The organism is Pedobacter cryophilus, assembly GCF_005116455.1.
Classification (GTDB): Bacteria; Bacteroidota; Bacteroidia; order Sphingobacteriales; family Sphingobacteriaceae; genus Pseudopedobacter; species Pseudopedobacter cryophilum.
Window position 1 is genome coordinate 779,423 of sequence record NZ_SWBP01000001.1, and the last position, 17,557, is coordinate 796,979.

At 35.9% G+C, this 17,557-nt stretch carries 11 protein-coding genes; 4 read left to right on the plus strand and 7 right to left on the minus strand.

The genetic code is table 11. The features are described 5' to 3' along the window. Nucleotides 1–224: 224 nt before the first annotated feature. From FA046_RS03245 to FA046_RS03265, 5 genes are all read right to left on the minus strand, one after another. On the minus strand, nucleotides 225–3,095 hold the full coding sequence (locus FA046_RS03245) for a TonB-dependent receptor (protein ID WP_136824915.1): 2,871 nt from the start codon (nucleotides 3,093–3,095) through the stop codon (nucleotides 225–227). A gap of 49 nt (nucleotides 3,096–3,144) precedes the next feature. Beyond that, nucleotides 3,145–4,044, minus strand: a complete 900-nt coding sequence (locus FA046_RS03250) for a hypothetical protein (protein ID WP_136824916.1) — start codon at nucleotides 4,042–4,044, stop codon at nucleotides 3,145–3,147. A 118-nt stretch (nucleotides 4,045–4,162) separates the two neighbouring features. After that, on the minus strand, nucleotides 4,163–5,296 hold the full coding sequence (locus FA046_RS03255) for a M50 family metallopeptidase (protein ID WP_136824917.1): 1,134 nt from the start codon (nucleotides 5,294–5,296) through the stop codon (nucleotides 4,163–4,165). Nucleotides 5,297–5,389: 93 nt separating this feature from the next. Further along, complete coding sequence (locus FA046_RS03260; protein WP_136824918.1) at nucleotides 5,390–6,682, minus strand: MgtC/SapB family protein; 1,293 nt, start codon at nucleotides 6,680–6,682, stop codon at nucleotides 5,390–5,392. Nucleotides 6,683–6,910: 228 nt separating this feature from the next. Beyond that, complete coding sequence (locus FA046_RS03265) at nucleotides 6,911–7,774, minus strand: GIY-YIG nuclease family protein (RefSeq protein WP_136824919.1); 864 nt, start codon at nucleotides 7,772–7,774, stop codon at nucleotides 6,911–6,913. A 332-nt stretch (nucleotides 7,775–8,106) separates the two neighbouring features. Between FA046_RS03265 and efp the strand changes: the two genes are divergently transcribed. Continuing rightward, nucleotides 8,107–8,667 (plus strand): elongation factor P, encoded by a 561-nt coding sequence (efp, locus tag FA046_RS03270; RefSeq protein WP_136825323.1) that lies wholly within the window; start codon nucleotides 8,107–8,109, stop codon nucleotides 8,665–8,667. A 94-nt stretch (nucleotides 8,668–8,761) separates the two neighbouring features. Here efp and FA046_RS03275 read toward each other — a convergent pair whose 3' ends face one another. After that, a complete protein-coding gene (locus FA046_RS03275) occupies nucleotides 8,762–9,031 on the minus strand; it encodes a DUF4834 family protein (protein WP_136824920.1) in 270 nt (89 codons plus the stop codon). A gap of 52 nt (nucleotides 9,032–9,083) precedes the next feature. Then, on the minus strand, nucleotides 9,084–11,117 hold the full coding sequence (gene uvrB, locus FA046_RS03280; protein ID WP_136824921.1) for an excinuclease ABC subunit UvrB: 2,034 nt from the start codon (nucleotides 11,115–11,117) through the stop codon (nucleotides 9,084–9,086). 318 nt (nucleotides 11,118–11,435) lie between these two features. On the opposite strand from uvrB, the gene FA046_RS03285 reads away from it, so the two are divergent. Genes FA046_RS03285 through FA046_RS03295 form a run of 3 tightly spaced genes read left to right on the plus strand, consistent with a single transcriptional unit; the run spans nucleotide 11,436 to nucleotide 17,556 of the window. Then, nucleotides 11,436–14,621, plus strand: coding sequence for a SusC/RagA family TonB-linked outer membrane protein (locus FA046_RS03285; RefSeq protein WP_225870870.1), 3,186 nt, complete (start codon nucleotides 11,436–11,438; stop codon nucleotides 14,619–14,621). Nucleotides 14,622–14,625: 4 nt separating this feature from the next. Then, nucleotides 14,626–16,065, plus strand: coding sequence for a SusD/RagB family nutrient-binding outer membrane lipoprotein (locus FA046_RS03290; RefSeq protein ID WP_136824922.1), 1,440 nt, complete (start codon nucleotides 14,626–14,628; stop codon nucleotides 16,063–16,065). Nucleotides 16,066–16,077: 12 nt separating this feature from the next. Next, on the plus strand, nucleotides 16,078–17,556 hold the full coding sequence (locus FA046_RS03295; RefSeq protein ID WP_136824923.1) for a calcineurin-like phosphoesterase C-terminal domain-containing protein: 1,479 nt from the start codon (nucleotides 16,078–16,080) through the stop codon (nucleotides 17,554–17,556). The last annotated feature ends 1 nt before the right edge of the window (nucleotide 17,557 follow it).

Genomic DNA, 17,557 nt, shown 5'->3' on the forward strand with positions numbered 1-17,557 from the left:
CTGAAATTTATTTTAAGATTTTAGGATGACGCAATTGACGGGTTGTGAAATAGAAGCAAAGGCTTAAGTACAATAAACCGGGTAATAGCGATATCCCCGCCTGATACGGACGGGCAGGTTTTTTTGCGCTTTTGGCCTTTGCTTGGGAAGAAAAAAGATTTAGCGGTTAGCCGGACTAGCGGAACTAATGGAAAACAGCCTTTGTTTTTCTAAATAAAAAAATATTAATTCATAAAACTACCATCACCTCGTCTAATTATGTTTCTGTTATTTCCGCCCACTGCGCCAGTCCATTTTTGAAGGTTCATACTTAAGTTAAGCATTACGTAACGGCTGTTTGGGTTGGTTAAAGTTTCTGTAAAACCTAAACCGTTTTGGGTTCTGTTGATGAAATTGTTTTGTTTCAATAAATCATAAGCTCTGAGTTGTAAAGTGCCTTTGTTTTTGAAAACACGTACTTGCAACATGGTGTTAATGATGAATGGATTGTTGGTTACGTTATTGCCAATACCGCTTACATAATTTTTGCTTAAAGCGTAGCCAAACTGATATTTTTTAGCAAAATAGATGTTTCCGTCTAAGCTTATAGCCCATATTTTTTGGGTAACATCTTGATTTCTTGCTAAAGAATAATTGGTTTTATTGATGTCAAAAGAAACATAAGGGTTAATTTCTAACCAAGGCTTAGGCGTCATTCTTGGTCCAAAGTTTTCTTTAAAACCCCAAGTTGTTGAGGTGTTAATGATGCCATTACTCATAGAAACTCTGTTAGAGTTTACCATGTTTCCAGAAAATGAAAGGCTATATTTTCTATCATTCAATTGTTTTGAGATGGAGTAATCTGCATTATGGCTTTTATTTCCGTTTAAGTTAACATATTGAGTCTCGTTTTTTAAGCTACCGTAAGCATCATTAACCTGCAAAATATTACTGGTCACCTGGTTTTCTGTAAAGGAAGTGCTTAGTCTTAAATCGTAATTTAATTTAAGGTTTGCTATGTAATTGCTGTATTGGCCATTTATGCTATGTGTAAAAGCTACTTTAAGATTTGGATTACCCACAATTGCATTTTGTGGGTTAGAAACGTCTCTAACCGGTTGAATTTGGTTAAACTCGGGCTCATTAGCTCTACCGTTGTAGTTTAAGGAGATTCTGTGTGTACTAGATAATTTAACTTGTAAACGAGCAATTGGAATTAATTTAAAGTATTGCTGATCAGTACTGGTTCCTAAACTTGCTTTTGTACCAACTAAAGAGGTAGAAACGGCTGTTAAGCCTAGTGAATAACTAAATAAACTGTTGTTATTACCATATCTGTAGTTAAAAGAATTACGGTATTGGGTAAAAGCGTATTCAAAAATATTGCTTAAGCTATCAATTTGGATTTGGTTTCCAATATTATCTATATTACTGGTTAAACGACTGTTATCATAAGCTCTGTACTCAATATTTGAGTTAAATTCTAAGCGAGATAGTTTGCCTAAAGGTTCAGAATAAGTTAAGCTACCGCGATAATTGTTTTGTAAATTATTGGTCCCTATAAAACGATGAACCACCGAATCTCTTACAATATTTTGTTGCCCATCTCTATAAATGATGTTGTTGTCTTGCTCTGCACCGCTATCATTTTGTTGCTGCCCAACGGTGGCTTCTAAAGAAAAAGAACGAGAAGGTTTTTTGAAAATATGTTGATAAGCAATGGTACCGCCAATGTTTGGACGCGTATTGCTGTTATTATTTATGTTAAGTTGATCTTGATTGATTAAACCTGTTTGAAAATTTGATGAGCTACTGTTTCCGCTGCTGTTGGTAAAGCTAAGGTTTGGCGTAAATTGTAAATAGTTAGCGCTATCTATTGCGTATTCTAATTCAAAACTAATGGTATGTGCTTTATTTAAAGATGCGTTTAATGCATCTCGGTTAGAAAATGTTTCTCCTCTATCACTTATGTTTAATGAATTACTAATGGTTTGCGTATTGTTGTTGGTATATCTGTAAGAGTAATTGGCCAAAAAATCTACTTTGGTGCCAAATTTATCACGATAGGTGAATGCTGGCGCTGTACGGGTATTTGTTCCTCCGGTTGCGTTTCCGCCTCCGCCACCACCAAATCCTTCGCCACTTCTTCCACCACGGTTAGCGGCACCGCCTAAACGCCCAACGCTGGCGTTTCCGCCGGCAATTCCGTTTGGTGTTTGTTGAAGGGTAGTGTTTACGGTAATGGTTTGGTTTTTATTAATTCTGGTAAGGTTGGCGCTCCCTTCTAATTGGTCCATGGTGCCGGCACCGGCATTTAACCTGGCCATCATCCCAACAGATTTATCTGCTCGGGTGGTAATGTTTAATACTTTTGTAGGGTCGCCTTCTTTTACACCTGTTCTTGCAGCGGTATTTCCATAATCATCTACCACCTGAATTTTTTCTACAATTTCGGCAGGTAAATTTTGTATTGCGGCAGCTACATCACCACCATAAATATCTTTACCGTTTAAACGGGCTTTTGCAATAGCGGTTCCATTTACAGATACCGAACCATCATTTCCTACTTCAAAGCCTTCCATTTTTTGCAGCAATTCATCAACCGTTGCGCCTTGTCTTACCACATAATCACTGGCTCTAAATTCAACGGTATCAGTTTTGTAAACTATAGATGGCGTACCATTTACAATTACTTCATTTAAAATATTATTATCGGCTTTAAGGGTAATAGGATCTAGCGTAAGTCTGGCTGTGGCATCATTATATTTTCCGGCTATTACTTTGGTGGTATAACCAATAGAACTCACTTTTAAGCTAAACACCCAAGCTTTTACGCCTTTAAAAATAAAAACGCCATCTTCATTTGTACTGGTTCTTAAAGTATCAGCAACAGAGGTTAGGGTAATAGTTGCACCAATTAAAGTTTGATCTGTTGAATCTTTTACAATCCCACTTACTTGCCTTACCGGAATTGGAGGCGGAGTAGTACCACCAGCTGTTCGGGGTGTGTTTTGAGCAAAAATTTGGCTTGCGCCGAGGATTAATAACAGCATCAAAAGCCATTTTTTTAACAACAAAACAGATAAATAATTTAGCTTTTGTACTGATTTTTTCATGATTTTGATAATGCTGAAATGGTATTGCTTTTGATGACTTTGAAAAGGACTATTTACTGTTTGTTAAAATGTATTTACCCCAAAAATCTGTTGGACTTAATAATTCCTGGAAGTTACCGCCACCAAAGCCGCCGCCACCTTCTGTTCTTACAACGGTTACCACGTTACCGCCACCACCACCAGCTCCTCCGGGTCTTCCACCACCAAAATTTCCGCCGCCAAAATTGCCCATTTGTAATCCGTTAACTTTAATGTTGTAAGAAAATTCTTTAGGCTTATCTGCAGACATTTCTAATAAACTTAATGGAATAGCAATTTCATAAGAAAATAAACCAGCCTCATTAATAGTAGCTACGGCTTTAATCCCGTATTCATTATAGATAGAAACTAAACTGTCTGTAATATCTTTAAAACCAAAAATTTTGATCTCTTTTGCCGCTATTAATTGGGTTTTTGCCATTGCAATTTGCATAGAGTCTCTTTGTGCCGGCGTTCTTTGTTGAAACTGACCTAAACTACCAGGTCCGCCCTGAATTCTTACCGTTCCGCCACCGCCGCCTTGGCCACCCCCCTGTCTTCTCACCCTATTAATTACAGGGTAAGTTAACATATAACCCTCTTTATCTTTTTTCTTTCCGGTTGGGTTTACCGTTAAAGTAATACCGCCCAGCATAATTTTATTGTTATTAGTTAAATCTTTAGATTGTATGGCCAAGTATAAATTCTTACTGTCATTTGCTATGGTGTAAGAAAGATTGGTGCTTTTATTTACCGCTTTTAACGGTGCTTCCCACTCGGTAATTTTACCATCAACTTTTACGGTTGGGGCCCATAAGCTTTCTTCTTGAATGTCGCTTGCTTTTTGTGCGAAAGCGTTGATGTTGGCTATAAAAATTAGCGAAAAGGTACTTAACCCTAATTTGATGGTATTTAAGAAGTTTGAGTTCATTTGATGTTAAATTTAATGATGGTACAATATCTATGTTATGAATTTATGAAAAGATTAAATGCTACCTGATGCGTTTAAAAAGCTACCAAGTACATGAATTTGTAGAACAAATTTTAGATTAATGTTTTTGAATTTTGTTTTTGAGGTTCATCATCTTTTCCTCAAGCGCCAATCCATTTCCTTTATCTAACATATTTGGGATTTCTTTTAAGCTATCGTTAATTTTAGTTAGAGCGGTTTCGTAATCAGACTTTAAAAAGTTTATTGCTGCTTCTGTTGCATAAATTAGCGCTTTAGAAACAAAAGCATTTGCTTTAAACTGATTCCAGTATTTTAAAGCCGAATCTAAATCTGCTTTGGCATAAGCGTAAAAAAAAGCGGCGTCTAACCAAACGGTATTTCTCATTCCGGCGGGTATTTCCTCTATTTCCTCCACATAATTTAATAAATGATTTTCGGCTTTTTCTAATTGGCCTAAATCAAAGGTGGTTTGGTGGAGTAAACCATGCATATAAACACCATAAGATAAATTCAATTTTTTAGCCAGCGTTTTAGCCTCTTCCAGCTCATCAATAGCTATTAATTTTGGAGGGATGCCACCAGTACTTTGGGCAATAATTTTTAAAAGTAGAACTTCAAAATGGGCCGCTTCACCACCTTTTAATATTCTTAAAATACGAGCACCGTCAGAAGAAAATCCACCACTGTGAATGGGAATAATGGTGATTAAAAAAATTAAAAAAGAAAGAATGGCTAACATTAAAAAGATAAAACCCAAAGTTTGTAGGGCTGCCATGTTTGTGGTGTTTAAGCTGCTCAATAATAAAAATAAGAAGTAAGCTAAGGCTGATAATAATAAACTGGCAATAGGGCCACCCGCCGCATATATTGCAAATCTTTTATTTAAATTATTGGTGCCAATGGGCAAGCAAACCACTAAGCCGCCAGCAGTGTTCACATTTTTGTTCCACTTAAATTTCCACTTATTTTGCTCTTTATTCCATAAAAAAGGACCAACCACAAACATTCTAAAATCAAAATTCACCTTTACACCGGCAAAAGCATGCCCTGCTTCATGAAAAGCAATCACTATTAAAAATGCAGGGACAAATAGGAATACCACAAATAATAAAGCGGTTTTTGGGAGGTTGATTCCGGCTAAGCCAAATTTTCCAACTAAATAACCTACGCCAGCTCCAATCACTATAGCGATGAAGAAGCCTAATATTTTAAGTGTTTTTTTGTTTTTCATTTGATCGCCGTTAAGGCTTTAATTTTCATTTGACGCCAAGGGAGGGCAATTATTACAGTGTCAGCATAAATTACAAGGAAAGGAAACGCAATTTTAAAATACAGAAAAGAGCAATACAGCTAAAGCTGTTGTAAAAATAACACCATAACCTATATACAGGTACTTTCTTAAAGATTTGCTGCCCGCCCAAATGCCAATACCCATTTTAACCAAGGTATTAGAAATAGTAGCAATAAGTACGGCATTGCTGGCCAAAGAAAAATCTAGCTTAAGCCCGGCTAATTTAGAAACCGTAATGGTAACGGCATCAATATCAGAAAAGCCGCCAATTGCACTAGAAATCATTAAGCCTTTTTCGCCCATGTTTTCATTAGCATAACTTACCACCAGTAAAATAACGATGTAAATGATACCAAATACCAAAGCGCCTTGTAGGTCTAGTGGTTTGCCTTGGCGAATAGTGGCATCTATTATTTTGTTGCTTCGAGGTTTAAAATAAAAGAAGAGCGTGATACCTATTCCTGCTAAAAAAACCAAAAATATGGTAAAATATATTTGATTGAAAAATGCTTTATTAAAGATGAAAGTCCAAACCAAAACCCGGATGATCATGATAGATGATGCGGCCAATATTGCTATGGCGCAATCATGCGAAAGGGCTTCATTTTCTTTGCTTTTTTTGGCAAAAACCCAGGTAACGGCAGTACTAGAAATCAATCCGCCGATTATACCGCTGAATAAAATTCCTTTTCTGGCGCCTAAAAATTTCATCAGAATATAACCAACAAAACCTAAACCCGATGTTAGGATAATCACCCAACCAATTTCATGGGGATTAATGATGTTGTAAGGACCAAAAGTTTTATTGGGTAAAAAGGGAAAAACCAAAAGGGCAATCACCACAAAACGAATAAAATCATACAATTCTTCTGCGGTAATTTCTCCAATAATAGATTGAAGCCTAACCTTTGCAGAAAGAATGACGACCACCAATACGGTAATCATTAAACTGATTTCTAGTATTCCCAGGAAAGTTAAAGTACCCAAAAGAAAGCAAATGACGACAGAAAACTCGGTAGTTACCCCTACATCTCCTTTAGTTGCTGTTATAAAGTAAGAGATACCGGTTAACAAAACAACAGATAATAAAATGGCAATATAAACCCAAGGCGTAAATAATTGGTAAGCTAAGCCGCCAATAAAGCCTAATAGCACCACAAATATGAAAGTTCTTATTCCGGCAAAGCTTTTAGCTTTTTCTTTAATTGCGGCGTATTCGCGTTCAAGCCCAATAATAAAACCTATTCCAATGGCCACAAAAGTCCTGATAATGAAGTCAGCTTGAGTGATTTGAAAGGTTTCTGTATTGATGACGAAAGTATCCATTGTGGCCTTAGAGTTTTATCGCTAAAGTTAAGCGATGTTTTTTCTAAGATACGTAAAAATTGAAAGAGGATATTAGGTTGTTTAAAGGGGGTGAATAATGTTTTTGGGATGAGGGATTTGTATCTTTTTTTACATAGATAAGCCGAGGCTTATCCCTACATCAATTTCAATGATTAATCTCATTTAAAATAATCAAAAATAAACAAAATACTAAAGGCTTATAATTGATTATGTTTTTTGAGTTTTATCATTGGTTTCAAATTCTTTTAGCGTTTTTCCTGCATTGTTTTTCCATTCAGTAAGTCCGTTTGCATTACGCCCCATTACCATAACGGCGGCTGTTGATGGGCTACTAAAAATGTAATCATCAGAAAATTCAAAATGATCCCCTCTATCAACAAGAATACGTTCGTCAATAAGTTTTTGTCTGTAAGTGATGAAGTTAGGAGTCATTGAATTTACAATTGTTGCAGCTGCTTTTGAGTTTTTAAAAACTACAAAACCATCAGAAGTCGGTTCGCCTTGTCCTTCAGCGCCTCGGGCTGCTTTTATAAAAAATGTTTCTTGTTTTTGTTTTGGTTTAAACTCTCTTTTTTCATCAAATACTTTATGACCTAGTGTGTTTACTAGCATTTTAATATATTCGATAAATTCTTCCATTTCTGCTCGGTCTGATTCAGAAATAGAAGATTGAGTCGGAATGATAGAGTTATCGATCTTATAACGATTAGCAGATTTTGCAATGTCGTGAAGCCGGTTTTCTAAATATTTTATGTGCGCTTTGTTTAAGTTTTCATCTTTACTTATAAATATAATTGCTTCATTCCAAAAGTCCTTTTGTGTCAATTGTTGATTTAGCCTCTTTAAAATTGATTCGGCTTCACCTATATAAACTTGGTCCTTACCTTCTTCGTCTTTTCCAAAAAGTAAATAAACCCCTGTACTTGTCAAGTCATCTCTGTCTGTGCAGTCCTTAATTTTAATTCTAGGAATTTTATATGCTTTTCCTGACCAATTAGAAAGTTCGCAACTCATACGTCCGTTTGGGTCTCCGTCAATGAGGAATATTTTTATTGTTTTGCCAAATTTCATTTTAGAATTTTCCTGTTTTTATTCGGTTTTGTAGCAATGATTTCACGTTTTTGGTAGATGAAATTTTCTTTCACAATGTAGGGTTTTTTCGGAAAATAGTAGTAAAGGCCTAAGTAAAATAAGCGGGATTGCAACGGCATCCTTTTTTGCCTTTCCACTTTGCAAATTGTGACGAAAATGTAGGGGGCAAAAAAGATACAGTAAAAAGCCCGACGGGTTTAATTTTAAATGATGGAATTTGCCTTTCTAAAAACACCATAAAATTGTATTTCATAAAGGGTTTGAAGGATAGCGATTAATAACTATTTTTGCAGACCAAAAAAACACACATTATGGCTAAAGCTGGAGATTTAAAAACTGGAAATATTATACGTTTTAACGGGGAGTTAGTAACGATTGATGAGTTAATACACCGTACACCAGGCAAAGGCGGTGCTTTTTATACTGGTAAAATGCGCAACATTAGATCGGGAAGAATTATTGAGTTGCGTATGAGAACAGATGAAGAGGTGGAAATTTGCAGAGTAGAAACCAATGATTACCAATATTTATACCCAGAAGGTGATTATTTTGTGGTGATGGATAATAATTCTTACGAGCAATTTAGCGTAGAAAAAGCGTTGTTTGGTGATGCTGCAAGGTTTTTAAAAGAAGGAATGAATGTGATTGTTTCTTTTGAAAGTGATGAACCTATTTTGGCAAAAGCGCCTAATAACGTAGAGCTAGAAATTGTTTATACAGAACCTGCCGTTAAAGGCGATACTTCTACCAACGCATTAAAAAATGCCACTGTAGAAACCGGAATTGAAATTAAAGTACCTTTGTTTGTCAACCAAGGCGATAGAGTAAGAGTAGATACGGCAACTGGCGCTTATATTGAAAGAGTGAAATAAGAGTTTTTAAGATAAACAAGAAAAGGGCTTCATTTTTATAAATGAAGCCCTTTTTTATTGCTTTTGAATTGGAATGTCGAGTAAATTTTATTGACTATTTTACGTCTTCGTAATCTACAAAATCGCCGGCTTGGTCTAATTTTGGCTTTTTCTTGGGTGGTGGAGGCACAAAATCTACCGAAATAGTGCCTTGCGGCTTCTCTGTAGCAGTATGGCCATTTTGATAAGCTTGTTGCTGCTCATTCATTTTATCCTGCATTTTGCTTACCGCTTTCTTAAACAGAAATGGTAAAAAAATACGGGCGAGTATTCTCAAAATATATATCACTGCTATAGCGATGATTAAAAATCTTAGTAATCCCATGGGATGCAAATATAATTCTTTAGCTCAATTTGATTATAATTTTTGAGTAATGTTACTTTCCAAACTTCTCTTCCATCATTTTTTCTAAAGCAAACATTTCGTCTCTCAATTTTGCTGCCAACAAGAAATTCATTTCTTTGGCTGCGGTTTGCATTTCTTTTTTAGTGTTTTCTAATGATTTTTTAAGCTCGGGTTTGGTCATGTACTGCACAATTGGATCGGCCGCTAAACTAGCTTCGGCATTGTCGCCAGTATAAATTTGTTGTACCCCACCTTTAAAATCCATTACTGATGTTTGTTCTATAATGGCTTCTCTGGATTTTCCTACCGTTTTTGGCGTAATGCCATGTGCTTCATTGTATTTTATTTGTTTTTCTCTTCTACGGTCGGTCTCTTCCATTGTAATGCGCATAGAATTGGTAATTTTATCAGCATACATAATCACTCTTCCTCTATCATTTCGGGCAGCTCGTCCAATAGTTTGTATCAATGATCTTTCTGAACGTAAAAAACCTTCTTTATCGGCATCTAAAATGGCCACCAAAGAAACTTCGGGTAAATCTAAACCCTCTCTTAATAAGTTAATTCCAATTAAAACATCAAACTCGCCCAAACGTAAACCTCTTAAAATTTCTACTCTTTCAAGCGTTTTTACTTCAGAGTGGATATAGCGAACTTTAATGTTTAACCTGTCCATGTATTTAGCCAGCTCTTCGGCCATTCTTTTGGTTAAAGTGGTCACCAAAATACGGTCGCCCATTTTTATGGTTTTATCAATCTCATCTAGCAAATCATCTACTTGGTTTCCTACCGGACGAATTTCAATCATTGGATCTAATAAACCCGTTGGCCTAATGACTTGCTCTACAAAAACACCTTCTGTTTTTTCTAATTCGTAATCTCCAGGTGTGGCACTTACATAAATGGTTTGTGGCGCCAGGGTTTCAAACTCGTTAAAATTTAACGGGCGGTTATCTAATGCTGCCGGTAAACGGAAACCGTATTCTACCAATGATAATTTTCTTGATCTATCGCCACCGTACATGGCTCTAATTTGTGGAACGGTAACATGGCTTTCATCAATCACCATTAAATAATCATCTGGGAAATAATCTAACAAGCAAAAAGGACGAGCTCCAGGTTTTCTTTGATCAAAATACCTTGAGTAGTTTTCTATACCAGAACAATAGCCCAATTCTCGCATCATTTCCATATCGTAATTGGTGCGTTCTTCTAATCTTTTGGCTTCTAAAAATCGGCCTTCGCTTTCAAATTGTTTTTTCCTGTCTACCATATCTTCTCCAATTTGGTGAAGTACGCTGGTAAACCTATCTCTTGGCGTAACAAATAAATTAGCTGGGAAAATAGCTACTTGGTCCATTTTTTCGATGGTTTTTCCACTAGCAGGGTCAATCACACTCATTTCTTCTACATCATCTCCAAAAAAAGAAATGCGATATGCCAAATCTAAATAAGCAGGGTAAATATCAACAGTATCTCCTTTAACTCTAAAAGTTCCTCGTTTAAAATCAGCAGTGGTACGGGAATATAAAATTTCTACTAAACGATGTAAAAAAGCATTTCTGCTGATTCTGGTCCCAACGCCAAACTTGAAAACAGAGTTAGAAAAGTCCTCGGGGTTACCCATACCATAAATACAAGATATGGAAGAAACCACAATTACATCTCGCCTGCCCGACATTAAAGCCGATGTGGTTCTTAACCTTAGTTTTTCAATCTCTTCATTAATCTGAAGATCTTTCTCTATATAAGTATTGGTGGTGGGTAAAAAGGCTTCGGGTTGGTAATAGTCATAATAAGAAACAAAATAGTTGACCGCATTTTCAGGGAAAAACTGCTTAAACTCTCCGTAAAGTTGTGCGGCAAGTGTTTTGTTATGGCTTAAAATTAAAGTAGGTTTTTGCGTTTGCTCAATTACATTGGCAATAGAAAAAGTTTTACCAGAGCCCGTAACACCTAATAAAGTCTGATAGTTTTCGCCACTCTGCACTCCTTCAACCAATTGTTTAATGGCGGTAGGCTGGTCTCCGGAGGGAGTATAATCAGAAGTAATTTTAAAATCCATGTGTCAAATATAAATATTTAGGAATTTGGACGAGCCAATAAAAAAAGGGATTCATCTTTACAGACAAATCCCCTCGTCAAACCTTATACATGAACATTGCTGTTCAAATATACAGACGTTTGAAACCTACTTTTGGTTTACCACATCTTTAAAAAGTGCTGTTTTTTACTTTCAGATGTTTATATAACGTGATTTCCTAAAAATAGATTTTCATTAACAATGTATTAACACCAAGGTTAGAATATTCACAAATTGATTATCTACAATTTTTACTGAGGAAATCTACGCCCTCTAGTTTCGCAAGAAAAATAATTCATATTGAAAACACGTATACACCTTCGCAAAGCAAAGTTTATTTTGCTGCTCATCTTTACTTTTATTGTTAATGAAAGTTTTAGTCAGCAACCTGTTATTTCGGGTATTATTACTGATAACAAAGGAAATCCATTACCGGGCGTAAGTATTTTAGGAAATAAAATAGCTACCGCTTCTGATGTTGATGGAAAATTTAATCTTAAATCATCGGCAGTTGTTAATGGTGATGTTCTTGAATTTAGATACTTAGGATTTGTGAGTCAGAAAGTGACTTATAATTCAAATAAAAGTTTAAAAATTATTCTTGAAGAGGATATTAATAAACTAAGTGAAGTGGTGGTAACAGCTCTTAACATTAAAAGAGACCAAAAGTCTTTAGGCTATGCTACTCAAACCATTTCTTCAGAACAATTAAATGATTCTCGCTCAAATAATTGGGCAAGCGCCTTATCTGGTAAGGTAGCTGGTTTAAGTTTATTATCATCCGGCTCTGGACCATTAAATTCTACTCGTATTGTATTAAGAGGAGTAAATTCTTTAAACCCAGATGGTAACCAAGCTTTAATTGTTATTGATGGAATTCCTGTTGGTGGCGGTTTAGTGTCATCAGGAGTAAATAATGCTTACAGCGCTGGAAGCGGAAATGATATACCCGTTGATTTTGGAAATGGAATTGCCGATTTAAACCCTGATGATATAGAAAGCATTACGGTACTAAAAGGATCTGGAGCGGCGGCACTTTACGGCAGTCGAGCTCAAAATGGCGCTTTAATGATTACCACAAAATCAGGCGCTAGAAAAGGAAAAGGCTTAGGCATTACCATTAATTCTAACACCAGTTTAAATGATGTTTTAAAATGGCCAGACTTTCAACATGAATATGGACAGGGTACAGGTACGGCCATAAGACCAGCAAGTGAACTTTATTATTCTTATGGCGCATCTGCAGATGGAGCAAGTACATCTGGAACAAGTAGTGCATTTGGACCAAAATTTAACGGACAAAGCTATTTTCAGTATGATCCTATTTTACAAGGGCAATCTGCTGAGCGTAGACCTTGGGTGCCTTATGAAGACAACGTTAAGGGTTTTTGGCAAACAGGCTCTACCATTACTAATAGTGTAGCTTTAGAAGGCGGTAATGAAAAAGGAAGTGCTAGAGCATCTATTACTCAAACTAAAAATCAGTGGATAATGCCAAACACCGGGTTTGATCGTTTAACGGCTGCCGTAAGTTTAAATTATGCAGTTTCTGATAAGCTTAAATTGGTTTCAAAAATAAATTACACCAACAAAAGCAGTGATAATTTACCGGGTACGGGCTACAATAATCAATCTATTTCTTATTTCATGATTTTTCAAAATCCTAATGTTGATTTAAACTGGTATAAGGACAAATGGAAAACAGGTTTGGTAAATATTGATCAAATTCATCCTTTTAGCCAGTTTATAGATAATCCATTTTTAATTGCTGAGGATATGATTAACTCGGTAAATAATTATAAAACGGTAGGAAACATAGCGGCAACCTATGAAATAACCCCAAAACTCAGCTTTTTAATTAGATCTGGTTTAGATATGACTACTGAAGACCGAGCAACCGAAAGGCCTTATGGGACAGCTAATTATCAACGAGGGTATTTTAAGCAACAAAATTTGTTTTATTATGAAATGAATACTGATGCTTTGCTTACCTACAAAACAGATATTGGCAGCTCATTTAAATTAAATACTTCAGCTGGTGGTAACCTCTTAAACCGCAGAACAACCGCTACTAACGGCTCTACTATTGGGTTAATTATTCCTGGAGAATTTAAGTTAAGCAATGGTATAAGTAGTCCAGTTTTAACTACCGATTACCAAAATAAAAAGGTAAACAGTGTTTACGGCTTAGCGGCTCTTTCTTACAAGGAAGTTGTGTTTTTAGATATTACCGGAAGAAATGATTGGAGCAGTACTTTGTCAAGAGAAAACCGTAGCTTCTTTTATCCATCTGTAAATACAAGTTTTATTTTAAGTGATATATTTAAACTGCCCACTCAAATATCATTTGCAAAATTAAGGTTATCTGCCAGTCAGGTGGGTAATGATACCGATCCTTACTTAACCGGTAAATACTACGGACAAAGTTTATTCGCAGGGTCAGCCTCATCTCCAACAACATTATACAATACTGATTTTAAGCCAGAAACCACCACTAGTTATGAAGCTGGTTTAAATTACAGCCTGTTTAAGGGAAGATTAAGCATGGACCTTTCTTATTACAGCAACATCACCATAAACCAAATACTTAGAGTTCCGTTAGATTATTCAACCGGCTTTAATAGTGCGGTTTTAAATGCAGGAAAAGTTAGAAACAGAGGGGTTGAAGCCAGCATTACAGCAATACCAGTAAACACTAAATTTTTTAAATGGAATACTACCATTAACTGGTCAAAAAATCAAAACCGTGTGTTAGAACTTGCAGATGGAATTGGCGACAGACAAGATATTGGCTATGGCGGAAATGCAACTTTGCAAGCCAGAGTTGGTGGCACAACCGGAGACATTTATGGTTTTGGTTTTGTACGTTCACCTGATGGGCAAATTGTTTATAATGCCAACGGAACTACTGCTAGAGGCCCAGAAATACAATATATTGGTAATGCTTACGCAGATTGGCGTGGAGGCTTTAGTAATGAGTTTTCTTATAAAAATTTCAGATTCAATTTCTTAATTGATGGCCAATATGGAGGAATAGTTTATTCTCAAACGCATCATAAAATGAGCGAACAGGGGAAATTAAAACATACGCTCCCTGGCAGAGAAGAAGGCTTTGTGATAGGACAAGGAGTGGTGTTAAATGCAGACAATACTTATAGTCCAAATACCACAAAAATTTCACCAGCATCTTATTACGGCGATTTTTACAGAAGAGCAAATGTAGAGTCAAACAGCTTTGACGCCTCTTTTGTAAAGTTACGTGAGGTAAGGTTTGAATATAGCTTGCCTAAAGCAATAAGCTCAAAAATTAAGCTTAATCAAGTTACCGTTGGTTTATATGGCAGAGATTTAGCCATGATAACCAGTTTCCCAATGTTTGATCCTGAGACAGCAGCACTAAATGGCTCAACATTATTGCCAGGTATAGAAATGGGACAACTGCCATCTCAACGCACTTTTGGTCTTAACCTAACTATTAAATTATAAAATCATGATATTCAAAAAATATATAGTAATTGCCGTAATTACGCTTTGTACACTTAACTTTTCTTGTACCAAAGATTTTGAGGAGGTAAATACCGATCCTAATCGTATCAGCCAAATTTCTCCGGGTTCATTATTAAACCCTATTGTATATGAGGTTTCAAGCTTTAATACCTTAAGAGCAGATGCATTTACTTTTGACATTATGCAAGTAGCACTTCCTTATCCAAGTGTGGCTGGTGGCGTTCATCGTTATGATATTTCTGAAAGTGCCGGAAACTCCACTTGGAGTACTTATTACCGTTGGTTAAGCAATGTGAAAGAAATGCTTGCCACATCAGAAAAAGCACAAGACGTAAATTATCAGGCCATTGCATTAACACTTAACGCTTGGATATATTCTAATTTAACTGATTGTTTTGGTGATATTCCTATGGTTGAAGCTTCAAGCGGAGAAGAAGGAATATTAAAACCTAAATTTAATACACAACAAGAGGTTTACACAAAAATTATTGCCGATTTAGAGAAAGCAAATACCCTGTATGATGCCACTAAACCAATGATTTATGCTACCGATATTTTATACGGAAATAGCGTAGCCGGCTGGAAAAGGTTTACAAATTCGTTAAGGTTAAGGTTGCTTTTAAGAGTTTCTAAAAGAACAGAAATGGACGCTTTCACAAAAATGGCAACTATACTAAATAATCCTACGGTAAACCCTGTTTTTACCAATATTAACGAAGGGGCGGTTGTAAAACTAAGCGGAGTAACACCATTAATCTCTCCATGGGGTAGAGCTATAGATTTTACTACTTTTAGAGCTACTGGTGGGTTTTTCTTAGATAATTTAAATGCTTTCGCAGATCCAAGAAGAGCAAAGTTCAACAGCTTTTCCAGAACTTTAGCTGGTGCATCAACCGGAACGTACCAAGGTATTCCGAGCGGTTATTCTCCAAATGACCCAGCACCAAACTTTCAGCCATCAAATTTTAATGTGGCTTTGGTAACCGCACCAATGAGCAATATCATTATGACTTATGCCGAAGTAGAATTTATAAGGGCAGAGCTGGCTCAAAAAGGATTAATTACTGCCGATGCAAAAACAGCGTATGAAAGAGGGGTTAAAGCAGCTATTGAGCAATGGGGAGTGACCATGCCCACAAATTATTTTACAAATACAGCAACAGCATACAACGGAACATTAGAGCGCATTATGCTTCAAAAATATTATGCTTTGTTTTTTACTGATTACCAACAATGGTTTGAATATCGCCGTACAGGTTTCCCTGTTTTACCAAAAAATGCAGGAATGTTAAATGATCAAAAATTACCGGTGCGTTTCAGATTTCCTACAACGGTTTCTTCTAACAACAGAGATAACTATTTAAAAGCAGTAGAAAATATGGGTGGCGATAACATCAACACCAAATTATGGTGGGAAAAATAACGGGATACAAAAATGTTTAGAAGAGAATTTTTAAAAAGTTTAAGTCTGCTTGGTGCAGGCTTAACTGTTTCTGGTTTTGTAAGCGCTGCTTCAAAAAACAAAACCTCTTTATTAATCCAAACAAAACTTACCGGCACAATTACAGCCGGTGGTAAAGGTTTAGCTGCTGTTGCAGTAACAGATGGCTATACTGTATTTGTAACAGATAAAGAAGGCAAGTATGATTTTTTTGCTCACCCTAAAGCCAAGTTTGTTTATTTTTCAATACCATCAGGATATAAAATTCCTCATCAAAATAGTATCAGTCAATTTTATAGCGCTATTAACATTAATCAGGTCAATCATTCGGCTAATTTTAGCTTAGAAAAAAATGCTGATAATGACGAAAAACATGGCTTTGTAGTTTGGGCTGATACTCAAATTCAAACTAAAAGAGATGCCGAGTTATTGTTAGCAAACGCAGCTCCTGATCTTAAAAAATTGACTAATAACTATCCTTCAAATTATTTACATGGCATAGGTTGTGGAGATTTAGTTTGGGATAATTTTGATCTTTTTCCAGATTATAAAAGTGCTATTTCCTTATCGGGATTACCATTTTTTAATGTGATTGGCAATCATGATATGGATTTAAATGCCCGTTCGGATGAAGGTTCTACTCAAACTTTCGAAAGCCATTTTGGTCCAACTTATTATTCATTTAACCGAGGCAAAATTCATTATGTAGTTTTAGACGATGTGTTTTTTGTAGGGACTGATAAAAAGTATATCGGTTATCTCACAGAAAATCAGCTGAGCTGGTTAGAACAAGATTTAAAGTTGGTAAAAGAAGGCTCTACCTTAGTGGTAAGCTTGCATATTCCAACTTATACTAATCAGCATAAGCGAGATAAAGAACCCGAAGAAATGGGCGGAACCGTAACTAACAGAAAGCGTTTGTATGATATTTTAAAAAATTACCAGGTTCATATTATGAGTGGGCATACCCATTTTAATGAAGTAATTATTGATAAAAATATTACAGAGCATATCCATGGTACAGTTTGTGGCGCTTGGTGGACAGGTCAAATTTGCGGAGACGGAACGCCAAATGGTTACGGTGTTTATGAAGTTGATGGCGATAAAATTAGTTGGTATTACAAAGCAACAGGAAAAGAAAAAGATCATCAAATGCGTATTTATGCTGCCGGTAAACAAAAAGATTACCCCAATGAGGTTTGCATAAATATTTGGAATTTTGATAAAAACTGGAAAATAAATTGCCTTGCAGACGGAGTAGCTATTGGTACTCCTGTTCAAAAAACGGCTTTAGATCCTTTAGCAACAGAAAGTTTATTAGGAAAAGATTTACCTTCTATTAGAGGTTGGGTAGAACCTAAATTAACCGATCATCTTTTTTTTATAACAGTTCCAGATAAAACACGTTTATTTATCGTAAAAGCTACTGATGGTTTTGGCAATAATTATTCAGAATCTATTTTCTTTAATTAAA